Origin of the sequence: Xanthomonas sp. 10-10 (genome assembly GCF_040182365.1) — a bacterium.
GTDB lineage: Bacteria > Pseudomonadota > Gammaproteobacteria > Xanthomonadales > Xanthomonadaceae > Xanthomonas > Xanthomonas arboricola_F.
The window spans coordinates 3,850,702-3,862,729 of sequence record NZ_CP144460.1; the positions used below are offsets into that span (position 1 = coordinate 3,850,702).

The 12,028-nt window shown below is 64.6% G+C and carries 15 protein-coding genes, 1 tRNA gene and 1 other RNA gene; 9 read left to right on the top strand and 8 right to left on the bottom strand.

Features of this window, described 5'->3' with window-relative positions; translation table 11 throughout:
* Positions 1–495: 495 nt before the first annotated feature.
* From VZ068_RS16130 to VZ068_RS16140, 3 genes are all read right to left on the bottom strand, one after another.
* Positions 496–888, bottom strand: a complete 393-nt coding sequence (locus VZ068_RS16130) for an H-NS family nucleoid-associated regulatory protein (protein WP_104612064.1) — start codon at positions 886–888, stop codon at positions 496–498.
* 89 nt (positions 889–977) lie between these two features.
* Positions 978–1,370, bottom strand: a complete 393-nt coding sequence (locus VZ068_RS16135; RefSeq protein WP_259152421.1) for a hypothetical protein — start codon at positions 1,368–1,370, stop codon at positions 978–980.
* A complete protein-coding gene (locus VZ068_RS16140; RefSeq protein WP_349655865.1) occupies positions 1,367–1,648 on the bottom strand; it encodes a hypothetical protein in 282 nt (93 codons plus the stop codon). Before VZ068_RS16140 ends, VZ068_RS16135 begins: the two co-directional genes overlap by 4 nt.
* A gap of 40 nt (positions 1,649–1,688) precedes the next feature.
* Between VZ068_RS16140 and VZ068_RS16145 the strand changes: the two genes are divergently transcribed.
* A non-coding RNA gene (locus VZ068_RS16145) (sX9 sRNA) lies at positions 1,689–1,764 on the top strand.
* Between the two features lie 122 nt (positions 1,765–1,886).
* On the opposite strand, the gene VZ068_RS16150 is transcribed toward VZ068_RS16145, so the two are convergent.
* From VZ068_RS16150 to VZ068_RS16165, 4 genes are all read right to left on the bottom strand, one after another.
* Positions 1,887–2,429 carry an STN domain-containing protein gene (locus tag VZ068_RS16150; protein ID WP_349655866.1) on the bottom strand — a complete coding sequence of 181 codons (543 nt, stop codon included), beginning with the start codon at positions 2,427–2,429 and terminating at the stop codon, positions 1,887–1,889.
* Between the two features lie 137 nt (positions 2,430–2,566).
* Complete coding sequence (locus VZ068_RS16155) at positions 2,567–2,917, bottom strand: hypothetical protein (protein WP_349655867.1); 351 nt, start codon at positions 2,915–2,917, stop codon at positions 2,567–2,569.
* Between the two features lie 156 nt (positions 2,918–3,073).
* Positions 3,074–3,147: transfer RNA gene (locus VZ068_RS16160), tRNA-Gly, on the bottom strand.
* Between the two features lie 116 nt (positions 3,148–3,263).
* Positions 3,264–5,048, bottom strand: coding sequence for an autotransporter domain-containing protein (locus VZ068_RS16165; protein ID WP_349657731.1), 1,785 nt, complete (start codon positions 5,046–5,048; stop codon positions 3,264–3,266).
* A 187-nt stretch (positions 5,049–5,235) separates the two neighbouring features.
* Between VZ068_RS16165 and thiS the strand changes: the two genes are divergently transcribed.
* The 5 genes from thiS to VZ068_RS16190 all read left to right on the top strand — a co-directional run bounded on the left by thiS (position 5,236) and on the right by VZ068_RS16190 (position 9,478).
* Complete coding sequence (gene thiS / locus VZ068_RS16170) at positions 5,236–5,436, top strand: sulfur carrier protein ThiS (RefSeq protein WP_104612060.1); 201 nt, start codon at positions 5,236–5,238, stop codon at positions 5,434–5,436.
* A gap of 23 nt (positions 5,437–5,459) precedes the next feature.
* The gene (locus tag VZ068_RS16175) at positions 5,460–5,735 is read left to right on the top strand and encodes a hypothetical protein (protein WP_349655868.1); all 276 of its coding nucleotides are present in this window, start codon (positions 5,460–5,462) and stop codon (positions 5,733–5,735) included.
* A gap of 61 nt (positions 5,736–5,796) precedes the next feature.
* Positions 5,797–6,591, top strand: a complete 795-nt coding sequence (locus VZ068_RS16180; protein ID WP_259156020.1) for a thiazole synthase — start codon at positions 5,797–5,799, stop codon at positions 6,589–6,591.
* Between the two features lie 172 nt (positions 6,592–6,763).
* Complete coding sequence (gene trmB, locus VZ068_RS16185; RefSeq protein ID WP_349655869.1) at positions 6,764–7,549, top strand: tRNA (guanosine(46)-N7)-methyltransferase TrmB; 786 nt, start codon at positions 6,764–6,766, stop codon at positions 7,547–7,549.
* A 66-nt stretch (positions 7,550–7,615) separates the two neighbouring features.
* Positions 7,616–9,478: an SLC13 family permease gene (locus VZ068_RS16190; RefSeq protein ID WP_259156023.1), complete on the top strand. Its 1,863-nt coding sequence runs from the start codon at positions 7,616–7,618 to the stop codon at positions 9,476–9,478.
* Between the two features lie 162 nt (positions 9,479–9,640).
* Here VZ068_RS16190 and VZ068_RS16195 read toward each other — a convergent pair whose 3' ends face one another.
* Positions 9,641–9,982, bottom strand: a complete 342-nt coding sequence (locus VZ068_RS16195) for a Rieske (2Fe-2S) protein (protein WP_349655870.1) — start codon at positions 9,980–9,982, stop codon at positions 9,641–9,643.
* A gap of 260 nt (positions 9,983–10,242) precedes the next feature.
* On the opposite strand from VZ068_RS16195, the gene VZ068_RS16200 reads away from it, so the two are divergent.
* The 3 genes from VZ068_RS16200 (at position 10,243) to mscL (ending at position 11,939) form a co-directional block, all read left to right on the top strand.
* Entirely contained in the window at positions 10,243–10,518 is a 276-nt protein-coding gene (locus VZ068_RS16200; protein ID WP_259156025.1) for a hypothetical protein, read from the top strand.
* 214 nt (positions 10,519–10,732) lie between these two features.
* Entirely contained in the window at positions 10,733–11,446 is a 714-nt protein-coding gene (locus VZ068_RS16205; protein WP_349655871.1) for a fumarylacetoacetate hydrolase family protein, read from the top strand.
* A gap of 61 nt (positions 11,447–11,507) precedes the next feature.
* On the top strand, positions 11,508–11,939 hold the full coding sequence (mscL, locus tag VZ068_RS16210; RefSeq protein WP_259156027.1) for a large-conductance mechanosensitive channel protein MscL: 432 nt from the start codon (positions 11,508–11,510) through the stop codon (positions 11,937–11,939).
* Positions 11,940–12,028 lie beyond the last annotated feature (89 nt).

Genomic DNA, 12,028 nt, shown 5'->3' on the forward strand with positions numbered 1-12,028 from the left:
TTTTTAATGCGCGCCGGGATGCTCGCGGAGCGACAGCGTGCGAGATGCGGTTATCAGATGCGGTGCAACTCCCGCATTGACAGCACCAACATCAATTCCCAAATACAACTGCGACAGTTTTCTTCGCGAATGCGTCAGCCAGGCTATGGCCGAATTCGTTAGAGTCTACATATCTCCCGCTGCCGCCAGACATGCGAGCAACGCGACGGGAAGCGGATCGACACGTCTGGCGACTGACGATTGGCGATCAACAACTGGGCGTAATGCCTTCACACTGGCCATGTTGCGCCTGCAGCTTGAATCCGTCACCGGCTCCCGCCAGGACGATGCGCATCACGATCCGTTCGCTTCCATGCATTGTCTGTGGCCGTGATGACGAACGTACAACCGGACGAACGCGCACGGCGAAACGCTGCATACGGCATCAAGTGATCACGCGGCTAACCGACTCGACCCGGATCCAAGAACCCACGAGCACGCCAAACCGGCGACAACTCACCCTGGATAGAGCGGGAAACGCTTGTCCGGATGCTTGGACTTCCATTCCTTATAAGAGCTGGTGCCTTCCCAGGCCTTGAATGCACGCGGCGTGCGGCCACGGCCGGACCAGGTTTCGCCGGAATGCGGAAGCCAGTATTTGGCAACCACCTCGCCGGTGGACGACAGCGGGCCCTTGGACTTGCCGGTCATGGCGAGCGAGGCGATCTGGGATTTCTGCTTCGCGTTGAAGCGGCTACCGAACTGGGTGAGCACCTCGACGACCTGGTCGAAGGCTTCCAGGGTCTGGGCATACTTGAGCTGCGCCTCTTCCTGCTCGAGCTTGCGCAACTCTTCCAGCAGTTGGGCTTTGGCGGCGGCAGAGGGTGAAGCGGGCGGAACCTGGCGCATTGACGAAACTGAGGTTTGGGCGGGTCAGCGAGTATTGCCCCTGCGCCGGCTAGCGTAAAGCGTCCAGGCCGCGCCGGGTCTGCTGGCGCTCAGCGATGACGCAGCAAGGCGTGCTCGCGGGCCATGGTCAGCACCGGCCCAATGCGCCCTGCCCGGATCAGCTCGCTGCAGTGTTTGCCGACAAATTCGACCCTGGGCGCGGTGAACCACTGCACCACCCGGTCCAGCTGTCCGGCGTTGATCGACCACGCGTGACAGACCGCCTCGCCGAGCTCCTCCACCCCGACCAGGCCGATCTGGCGAATCTGATCGGCGTCGAGCCTGAACATCTCAAGCACCTTACCGGCGTCGTCCGGCGTGCCGCACGTACTCGCCTGATCCGCCGGCCCGGTGCGATAGGCAATGGAGGCCGCGCGCGCCGACTCTGCACGGCGCATGCCTTTCATCAACGCACCGATCAGCTGGGAGTGAGTAGTGGTCATGGTGTCCGCTCAATGATGCAGTCACTATGGTGGACATGCGAAGCGTTCTCAATCAGGAGGTTCCTGACCCTGAGGAAGAAAAAGCCGAAGCTGTGGCGCACTTTTACAGTGAGTAAGCGCCTGCAATCGATGTCATTGGCAGCACCCATCGCAGCGATAGAGACCAGCTTGGGATTGCCGCATCGCGCAAGGCCGCCGACACCGGTCGAATCGTCCCGGCAGGAGGCACCGACCTGATCGCCGCGCATAAAAGGGGCTAACAGCACGGCTGTGCTCACCGCACGGCTGGCGCGCGGGCGCGGCCGGTGCTCGCACGGCAGTACTGCTAGTGCATTCGGGTTCTGAGCGCGCCACCCCACACCCACCTGACAACCACTCGCCACGTTTGTTAGCCGCTGCAGAATCAAATCAGCCTGTATCTGCCATCGTGATATCCGAGACCGCGCCTGCAGCACGTGCAATGCGGCGAACCGGCCTTGTGGAACCCGCGACATCCCGCAGCGTCGTTGCAACGCATCACCGCACCAACGACTGCTCCACATCCTTCAACATGCGCCCGTAAGACGCCCGCTCTGCTGCACTGAGAAAGCCTTGCTCGCGCACAAGCCTGGGAACGTCCGCAGCAACCTTCGACAGGTAAGCGGTCAGTTTTTTCGCGCGTACGGGCGTCATCGATTTGCTCTTGCGCGCATCCGCAATCGCACTGCGCAAGGTCTCCACGCGCTCGGCAAAATACAGTTGCTGCGCCTGATTGACGCGCCAATGGTCATCGGCCGGTCCGGCTTCGAGGCCACTGCCACGCACCGATTGAATGAAGGCCTGATCGGCGCTGAAGGACCCAACCAATGCAGCGGCGCGCCTGCCCTGCAGAAGCGATGGATCCACTTCCACCGCGCATCCGGTTACGTGGGCCAGCTGCTGCAAACGCTCGTCGAGCCGCTGTGCAGGCAGCGAGACAGCAAACGGCCCGGGCTGGCAGGCGGCGACGACCGGCCCCGCACAAACGATGGAACCCAGCGCAACGATAATTGAGGGCAGCCGATGGCGAACGACAGACATGACAGCATCCGGACTGCACGGACATCCGTGCGTTGCGAACGCTAGACCGGCGATCCCGAACGGCAACAAAACCGGCCTCGTACGGCGCCCCTATCGCCAACGCTTCCGCGGCAGCACATCGGCGTAGCGCCATGCACCTATCTGGCGATCTCCATCAGCACGTATTGAAATGCAACGGCACCGTAGGCCAATGCTGCCGCAACTAGACCGAACCACATCCATCGCCGTGGCCCGCGCGCGACGCCCACAACAACCGTGCACAGCGACAACGCAAGCATCACCGCGAACTTCAGCACGTACGCCGAGGAAGGCAACCACGCTGCCAGCGGCAGTCCAACGGCCACACTCGCCATCGCACACTGTCTGATGACCATCGAGGCACGCCCCGACGCATGTCGAACCAGCATCATTGCCACCAGTGAAAAGGCGACAAACCAGATGGCGATTGCCGTTTGACCCGCTATCGCATCCGATGAAGGTGCAAACACGCCCTGATGCCTCCCTGCGATCAGAATTGAGCGACGCGGGTCGATAGAGCGAGCCAGCGCCTGACATTGCCCCGCAAACGAGCAGGCTGGCAAAGACAGCAAGGATGACGCTGCGAGCGGCGTGGCCGCCTCGACGCGCCCAGGCCGTTGCGGCCATGGAGCGGGCGATGGGAATCGAACCCACGTCAGTAGCTTGGGAAGCTACAGCTCTACCATTGAGCTACGCCCGCGCGGCGTGGGGAGAGTGTAGGCGGGTGCAGGTATCGGGCGCAATGCGCAGACGTGACGAGGGCCGGTTGCCCGGCCCTCGTGTGTTAACCAATTCCTGCAAAGTCACTCGGCGCGATCAGAAGTTGCCGCTGAAGTTCACGAACAAGGTGGCATCGCGGGCGCTGCGCTGGGCGGTGGTGGTGCTCAGGCCCACATTGCTCTGCAGACCCCACAGGCCGGTGCGCGCCCCCAGCACCACGGTGGCGTAGTTGCGGTCGAAGTTCTGGCCCGGGACGGTGTACATGCCCACGTCCGGCATCGACTGCAACCAGGCGCTGGCTTCGGTGCCATCCTTGAACTCGTGGTCGTAGGTCGCCTGCAGGTACGGCTTGACCGCAGCACCGTCCAGGCGCACCTGGAAGCCGATGCGGCCGACCATCGAGTCGATGTCCTGATCGGCATAGCCCAATGCGGTGGAGCTTTCGTTGCTCTCGGTGTAGCCGTCGAGCTTGAGCTTCTGCCAGGTCAGGCCGACCACCGGGCCGTACTTGACGTTGCCTTCGCCCAGCGAATAGCCGGCGTTGACCGCGGCGGTGAGGTTGCTGCCGTCCGGCGAGCCGCTGTGCACGCGGGTGGCCGGCCCGAGCTGCACTTCGCGGTCGACGTCGTAGCTCAGCCAGCTGTAGCTGACCTGCGCGTTGACCCAGACCGGGCCGGTGTACCAGCCGAAGAAGCCGCCCAGCGTGGTGTCGTCCTGCTTGAAGCTGCCGTTACGGTTGCCGAAGTCGGCGTCCATGCTGCCGAAGCCGGCAAAGCCGCCGAACACCAGGTCGCCCGCAGTCCAGTCCACACCGAACAGGCCGGCCGGGGCCATGCCGTCGTACAGATCGGCGTGGTCGTAACGCTGCATGTCGCCACGCACGCTGCCCCACCAACGCAGGCCATCGGCGTCCGGCTTGCCGTCCAGATGCCAGGCCACCTGGTCGGCGCGCGCGCGGCCGATCGCCTGCGCCGAATGCGTCAGCACCTGCTGCAGACGCGGCGCTTCCAGCAGCGAGATGGCGTACTGGCCCAGGATCTGGTGGGTGGCGGTGGTGGGGTGGATGCCGTCGGCGAACACATAGGTGTTCTGCGCGTTGGCCGCGACCAGGCTGGTCGGGTTGCACGCCGGCAGCGGCACCGCCGGGTTGCAGGCGGTGCTGGTGACGTTGCTGAAGCCGTAGGTACCCGGATCGGCAACCACTTCCTGCAGGATGTGGAAGGTGTCCACCGGGATCACGCGCAGCCCGGCCGAACGCAAGCCGTTGAACAAGGCGGTGTTGTAGGCGGTGGCCGCTGCAGTGCCCTGCGCCATCGCAGCAGCACCGCCGGCACGGAAGCGCGGGGTGATGCCCACGTCCGGAATGGTCGGCACCATCACGTAGCGCGCGCCGGCAGCCTGCAATGCGCCGACCGCACCGACCTGGGCGGTGACCGCGCTGCCGATGATGGCCTGCGCCTGTGCCGGCACGGTGGCTGCGGCGAGCAGGTCGTTGGCACCACCCCACACGGTGTAGAGCGCGTTCGGGTTGGCGCGGCCGCCATTGGCGGTGAGGTAGGTGTTGATCTGGCTGGTCACCGACGGTGCGGCGCCCAGTGCGCTGACCGAGCTGGCCTGGATGCGCGCGCCGCCAGCGGCGTAGTTGTCGCCGGTCTGGCCATTGCCGTTGGGCGCGGCGTTGGTGCCGAAGTGGTCGCCGACATATTCGGCCCACACCCAACCCGGATTGGTGGTGAACTTGCCGGTGACTGCGCGCGAGGCAGCCGGCAGCAGCGGGTTGTAGTAGCCGCTGTCGGTGAGGCTGTCGCCGAAGAAGACGGTCTGGTCGAAGGCCGACTCGGCCATGGCCGGTGCGGCCGCGATGGCGATGGCAACTGCCATCAGGGAGCGGATCGGGCGAAATGTTGAAGCCATGGGAGTGCCTGCTTGAAGTGGATGGGACCGGACCGGGCTGCATACGTACGCCGGCGAATGGCAATGGTTTCACCCTCGCCGCCCGCGCTCACGCTGCACCGCCGCATAACGCAAAAACGCGCGCCCGGGCGGCGCGCGATGCAACAATGATGACATGAACATTCAACTCAACGGCAGCCCGCGCACGCTTCCCGACAACCTGCCGCTGGCGGCCCTGCTCGAACAGGAAGGGCTGGCACAGCGACGTGTGGCAGTGGAGGTCAACGGCGAAATCGTGTCACGCGGGCGGCATGCCGAGCATGCGTTGTGCGAGGGCGATGTGGTGGAGATCGTGCACGCGCTCGGCGGCGGTTGACCGCCGGATTGGACACTTTCGCAATGCCACTGTTCACGCTCACCGTCCGCCACGAACGCAGCTGGTTCTCGACGCAGCTCGCTGCGCCGAATGCCCAGGCGGGGGTCGTGCAGTTTCTCGACAGGGTGTACCCGTCGATCCGTGAGAGCGCCTTCGGGACACTGGCGCCCGATATCAGCGCGGCGGACCTTGTTCTGTTCGTGCCGATGCAGGGGCTTACGAACGTCTGGGCCGCAACCGCGGGGAGCGCCGGCAGTTACGTCGAGCTTGTGTGTTCCTGCACCGTCGATGTCGCTTGAGCCTGACAACTCGCGCACGTGCTAGCCGGCGTGCTTGCGCATGATGAGTGATAATTGCCCCATGACGACTCCCATCCCCTCCGATGCGTTGCTGATCGCCGGCAAACGCTACCGTTCGCGCCTGCTCACAGGCACCGGCAAGTTCAAGGATCTGGACGAAACCCGCCTGGCCACCGAGGCCGCTGCCGCCGAAATCGTGACCGTGGCGATCCGCCGCGTGAACATCGGCCAGGACCCGAACGCGCCCAGCCTGCTCGATGTGCTGCCGCCGGATCGCTACACGCTGCTACCCAACACCGCCGGCTGCTACACCGCCGAGGACGCGGTGCGCACCTGCCGGCTGGCGCGCGAACTGCTGGACGGCCACAACCTGACCAAGCTGGAAGTGCTCGGCGATGAGCGCACGCTGTACCCGGACGTGGTGCAGACGCTCAAGGCCGCCGAACAACTGGTGGCCGATGGCTTCGACGTCATGGTCTATACCTCCGACGATCCGATCCTGGCCAAGCGCCTGGAAGAGATCGGCTGCGTGGCGGTGATGCCGCTGGCCGCGCCGATCGGCTCGGGCCTGGGTATCCAGAACAAGTACAACCTGCTGGAAATCATCGAGAACGCCAAGGTGCCGATCATTGTCGATGCCGGCGTGGGCACGGCATCGGACGCTGCGATTGCGATGGAGCTGGGCTGCGACGGCGTGTTGATGAATACCGCCATTGCCGGCGCGCGCGATCCGATCCTGATGGCCAGCGCGATGCGCAAGGCGATCGAGGCGGGGCGTGAGGCGTTTCTGGCCGGGCGGATTCCACGCAAGCGGTATGCGTCGGCGTCGAGTCCGGTGGATGGCGTGATTGGATGAGTGGATATGCTGCGTTGACAGTGCGGTCGATGCGCAATGATGGGCCGTGTGGCGTGCAGGATGTTGCCGTTGCTAGATCGCGCGTTGCTGCGAGTGCCTCTTCACCCCGTACCCTCACCCCAACCCCTCCCCCAAAGGGAGAGGGGCTTTGTTTTCTGATGCGACTTGACTCATGACCGATCCTTTCACCAGCGACGGCGCCAAGATGCCGCCCAAACCCTTCACCATCGAAGAGGGGCGGCGCCAGGTGCGCAGCTTCGTGTTGCGCCAGGGCCGTTTCACCCCCGCGCAACAGCGCGCCTTCGACGAGCTGTGGCCGCGGTTCGGGCTGGATTACACCGGCGCGCCGCGCGATCTGGATGCCGCATTCGGGCGCAACGCGCCCAAGGTGCTGGAAATCGGCTTCGGCAATGGCGCCGCGCTGCGCTTTGCCGCGCAGCAGGACCCCAGCCGCGACTACATCGGCATCGAGGTACATGCACCCGGCGTCGGTCGCCTGCTCAATGCGCTGGACGATGATGGCAGCACGCATGTGCGCCTGTATCACCACGATGCGGTGGAAGTACTCGAACACGAGATCGCCGATGGTGCGCTGGACGAAGTGCGTATCTACTTCCCCGATCCGTGGCACAAGAAGCGCCACAACAAGCGCCGGCTGATCCAGCCGGCGTTTGCGGCGCTGGTGGTGCGCAAGCTGCGCAATGGCGGCCGCCTGCACGCGGCCACCGACTGGGCCGATTACGCCGAACAGATGTGGGACGTGCTCGACGCCACACCGGGCCTGGTCAATCGCGCCGGTGCGCGCGGTCACGTCGAACGCCCCGCCTGGCGCCCGCAGACCCACTTCGAAACCCGCGGCCAGAAACTCGGCCACGGCGTGTGGGATCTGCTGTACGACCGGGAATGGGGAGTCGGGAATCGGGAATCGCAGGAGCAAACGGCGGCGCCCCCCAGATAACTCACAACGTCAGCGCTTTCCCGCTCTGCCAATTCCCTATTCCCGACTCCCCATTCCCGGCCCCCAATGGATACCGCGCTGACGCTGACCAACGATATGAAGCTCGTCCTCGGGCTGGTCGGTTTCACGATGGCGATGTTCCTGTTCGAGCGCATCCGCGCCGATGTGGTGGCCTTGATCGTGCTGGTGGTGCTGGGTGTCACCGGCCTGGTGGCGCCGGAAGAACTGTTTGGTGGTTTTTCCGGTAACGCGGTGATGAGCATCATCGCCACCACCATCCTGGGTGCGGGGCTGGAGCGCACAGGTGCGTTGAACCGCCTGGCCACCTGGCTGCTGCGGCGTTCGCACGGCAGCGAGCAACGCCTGATGATGATGACGCTGGCCATCTCCGGCTTGAACTCCTCGTTCATGCAAAACCCGTCGGTGATGGCCTTGTACCTGCCGGTCGCCTCGCGGCTGGCCGCGCGCACCGGGCTCACCCTGCAGCGCATGTTGTTGCCGATCGCCGCGGCCATCGTGATGGGCGGCGCGCTCACCATGGTGGGCAATTCGCCGCTGATCCTGCTCAACGACCTGCTGGTGTCGGCCAACAACAACCTGCCCTCGGGCATGGCCAGCATCGAGCCGTTGACGATGTTCGCGCCGCTGCCGATCGGCGTGGCCTTGCTGATCGCCGCACTGCTGTACTTCCGCTTCTACGGCGACCGCAAGCTGATCGAAGAGGAAAGCCTGATCAACGAAGGCGTCACGCCATCGCGTACCGAAAGCTATTTCGCCAAGACCTACGGCATCGACGGCGATGTGTTCGAGCTCACCGTGACCGCCGAGAGCCCGCTGGTCGGCATGACCCTGGGCGAAGCCGAAGCCATTCACGACGCGCCGCTATTGCTGGCCCTGAAGACGGGCAACGACACCCGCCTTGCACCGCCGGCGGACATGCGCATCTGGGTCGGCAGCGTGCTGGGTGCGATGGGCAAGCGCCAGGAGGTGACAGACTTTGCGCAGAACCACTTCCTGCGCATGTCCTCGCGGCTGCGCAACCTGGGCGACCTGTTCAACCCCAGCCTTGCGGGCATTTCCGAAGCGGTGATTCCGCCCAACTCACGGCTGATCGGCAAGAGCGCCGGCGAACTGCGCCTGCGCAAGCAGGCCGGCATCAGCCTGCTGGCGATCAACCGCGACAAGCAGGTGATCCGCGAAGACGTACGCAACGTGCCGCTGCGCGCCGGCGACATGCTGGTGTTCCATAGCATCTGGCAGGACCTGGCGCAGGCAGCGGAAAGCCGCGACTTCGTGCCGGTGACCGACTTCCCCAAGGGCGAGCAGCGCCCGCACAAGTTCAAGATCGCGATGGCGATCTTCGCCTTCACCATCCTGATCGCATTGACCTCGCGCCTGCCGGTGGCGCTGACCTTGATGACCGGCGTGGCCTGCATGCTGGTCAGCGGCGTGCTGCGCATGGACGAGGCCTATGCCTCGATCAACTGGAAGACCATCTTCATGATGGCCGGGCTGATTCCGCTGGGCTGGGCGATGGACAGCAGCGGCACCGCGGCCTGGGTGGCAGGCCACACCATCGACCGCCTGCCCGAAGGCATTCCGGTGTGGGCGCTGGAAATCAGCCTGGCATTGTTGACCACCGCGTTTTCGCTGGTGATCAGCCATGTGGGCGCCACCATCGTGATGGTGCCGATTGCAGTCAACCTGGCACTGGCGGCCAACGGCAACCCGACCGCGTTCGCGCTGATCGTGGCGCTGTCGGCGTCCAACAATCTGATGACCGCCTCCAACCCGGTGATCTCGATGGTGGCCGGCCCGGCCAACTATCAGCCGCGCGAGCTGTGGCGCGTGGGCGCACCGCTGTCGCTGATCTACATCGTGGTGATGGTGTCGATGATCAACCTGATGTTCTGGTGGGCGGCGCGCTGAAGGCTGGTGAGTTGCGGGTTGGCGCTCGATCGGCATGCGCCGTCACCGCATCAGCTCACGCGCACGGAGCAACCTGCCTGCGACGTTCCATCGTCGATCTCCACGCATCAAGCGCCGGACTGCATTCGCCATCGGGTTGCAGCGCGCAAACGTGATCGGCCTCTAGCCGAGCACCACGTGCTCGCCGTCGATGCGTACCGGCACTGCCACCAGCGATTGACCGCGACACGGGCCACCGATGCATTCGCCCGCAACGAGTTCGAAGGCGGCACCGTGCGCAGCGCAGACCAGATGGCCGTCCTTGGTCTTGAGGAACTGGCCGGGCGCCCAATCCAGCCTGCGTCCGGCATGCGGGCAGACGTTCAACCATGCGCGTACCTGCGCACCATCGCGATACAGCACCAGCGACTCCGGGCCGTCGTCCCAGGTCGCTTCCACTTCCAGAAATCCGGCATCGGGAATCTGCGCCAGGGTGGCGAGCGCGGTCGGTGAGGACGATGACATGAGCAACGCTTGCGAAGAACGGTCGCCGATTGTGGCATGTGCCGGCATCGTCTCTGCGTAGCGCGACGCCGCGTCGCTGCCGGCGCCGCGTGCGAGATCACCTGGAATCACCGCTCATCCAGAGGCTGCGGCAGCCCCCGGTCAGCACACACAGCGTGATGCATTTAACAAAACGGCGCTCGAATTAACGAAGTTTTCACTCAATGACATGAAACCGCAACGATACTGCGCGCTTGTTTCCTGCCCGGCAGCCCACCGCCATGCCTGCACGCATCTTCCAATTCGGCAACCTTCACCACCTGTTTGCGCCACGCAAGCCGCGTCACCCGTTGGTGCGCGTTGCCGCAGGTCTCGCCGGTCTGGCGATTCTTGCGGTGCTGATCTTCTTCAGCGTGTTCGTCGGCGCGGCGATGATTCTGGGCGGCGTCGCCTGGAAAGTGTTGAGCAAGTCGAACCGCCGCACGCCGCAGCAGGCGCGTGTGGTCGAGGCCGAATACCGCGTGGTGCGCAAGCCCGCGCTGCCGATGTCGCACTGAGCGTCTCGCGCACCCGACGCGCCCCGCGCCGGGTTCCACATCGTCGACTCCTTGAATCGGCATGTCTGCAGGCATGCCGACTCGCGTTTTGATGGCTGATCGGTCGACCTGCCTGCCGTGCGAGCGAATGAGCTGCCGCACACTTCACTAGCGAAGGTTCCGTCGTACACGGCCAAGCGGCTAGACTCACCCGTCCCGTTCCGAGGATGCGTGCATGACCCACGATGTGATTCCCGCTGCCGATGTTCCGCGCATTCCGGTGGTGGGTGGCGGCAACTTTCCGGTGCACCGCATCTACTGTGTCGGCCGCAACTTTGCCGATCACGCGCGCGAGATGGGCGCCACTGCGCCTGCCTCCAAGGCCGAGCGTGGCCAGCCGACCTTTTTCATGAAGCCTGCCGATGCGATCGTGGTCGGCCACGGCGACCAGATCCCCTACCCGCCTGGCACCAACGAGCTGCATCACGAAGTGGAACTGGTAGTGGCGTTGGGCAGCGATGCGCCGGCCGGCGAGTTGCCGCTGGAGCAAGCCGAAGGGCTGATCTACGGCTACGGCGTGGGCCTGGACCTGACCCGTCGCGACCTGCAGGCTGCGGCCAAGGCCAAGGGCCTGCCGTGGGACATCGCCAAGGGCTTCGATCACTCCGCACCGATCAGCGAGCTGGTGCACGCCGGCGAAGTGGGTGCACTGGATGCGCTGAACCTCTCGCTGGAAATCAACGGACAGGTGCGCCAGCAATCGCTGCTGGATCAGATGATCTGGAACGTGCCGGAAATCCTGCATGAGCTTTCCAAACTGTATGCATTGCGCGCGGGCGACCTGATTTTCATGGGCACACCGGCCGGCGTCGGCCCGTTGCTGCCGGGCGATCGGTTCAGTGCGCGCCTGGAGAACGTGGCCGAGCGCCACGGCATCATCGCCGGCTGACATCGGCCGGGCTACGATCGGCGCAGCGGCAGTCGGTCCGCGTCCGCAGCTGGAGTGCACTATGGGAATGGTCAGCGAATTCAAGCAATTCGCAATGCGTGGCAACGTCATCGACCTGGCGGTCGGTGTGGTCATCGGCGCGGCGTTCGGCAAGATCGTCACCGCGCTGGTGGAAAAGATCATCATGCCGCCGATCGGCTGGGCCATCGGCAACGTTGATTTTTCCAAACTGGCCTGGGTGCTCAAGCCTGCAGAGGTCGACGCCGCCGGCAAGGAAATTCCGGCCGTGGTGATCGGCTACGGCGATTTCATCAATACCGTCGTGCAGTTCGTGATCATCGCCTTCGCAATCTTCCTGGTGGTCAAGCTGATCAACCGTCTGAGCAATCGCAAGCCGGATGCGCCCAAGGGCCCCAGCGAAGAAGTGCTGTTGCTGCGCGAGATTCGCGACTCGCTGAAGAACGACACGCTCAAGCCGCCAGGCGCGCTGTAAGCGGACACATCCACTGCGCGCTTCGCGCATGGGGATGACTTTTCGCACGCAGACGGGGGACCTCGCGCTGATAAGCTCGGGGACCCCCT

What these genes read in the sequence shown, in the direction of transcription:
- VZ068_RS16135 (WP_259152421.1), bottom strand. Translation starts at nt 1,370, where the DNA reads ATGACCACTACTCACTCCCAGCTGATCGGTGCGTTGATGAAAGGCATG.
- trmB (WP_349655869.1), top strand. Translation starts at nt 6,764, where the DNA reads ATGACCGATCCTTTCACCAGCGACGGCGCCAAGATGCCGCCCAAACCC.
- mscL (WP_259156027.1), top strand. Translation starts at nt 11,508, where the DNA reads ATGGGAATGGTCAGCGAATTCAAGCAATTCGCAATGCGTGGCAACGTC.
- VZ068_RS16175 (WP_349655868.1), top strand. Translation starts at nt 5,460, where the DNA reads ATGCCACTGTTCACGCTCACCGTCCGCCACGAACGCAGCTGGTTCTCG.
- VZ068_RS16150 (WP_349655866.1), bottom strand. Translation starts at nt 2,429, where the DNA reads ATGTCTGTCGTTCGCCATCGGCTGCCCTCAATTATCGTTGCGCTGGGT.
- VZ068_RS16190 (WP_259156023.1), top strand. Translation starts at nt 7,616, where the DNA reads ATGGATACCGCGCTGACGCTGACCAACGATATGAAGCTCGTCCTCGGG.
- thiS (WP_104612060.1), top strand. Translation starts at nt 5,236, where the DNA reads ATGAACATTCAACTCAACGGCAGCCCGCGCACGCTTCCCGACAACCTG.
- VZ068_RS16195 (WP_349655870.1), bottom strand. Translation starts at nt 9,982, where the DNA reads ATGTCATCGTCCTCACCGACCGCGCTCGCCACCCTGGCGCAGATTCCC.
- VZ068_RS16130 (WP_104612064.1), bottom strand. Translation starts at nt 888, where the DNA reads ATGCGCCAGGTTCCGCCCGCTTCACCCTCTGCCGCCGCCAAAGCCCAA.
- VZ068_RS16180 (WP_259156020.1), top strand. Translation starts at nt 5,797, where the DNA reads ATGACGACTCCCATCCCCTCCGATGCGTTGCTGATCGCCGGCAAACGC.
- VZ068_RS16165 (WP_349657731.1), bottom strand. Translation starts at nt 5,048, where the DNA reads ATGGCAGTTGCCATCGCCATCGCGGCCGCACCGGCCATGGCCGAGTCG.
- VZ068_RS16200 (WP_259156025.1), top strand. Translation starts at nt 10,243, where the DNA reads ATGCCTGCACGCATCTTCCAATTCGGCAACCTTCACCACCTGTTTGCG.
- VZ068_RS16205 (WP_349655871.1), top strand. Translation starts at nt 10,733, where the DNA reads ATGACCCACGATGTGATTCCCGCTGCCGATGTTCCGCGCATTCCGGTG.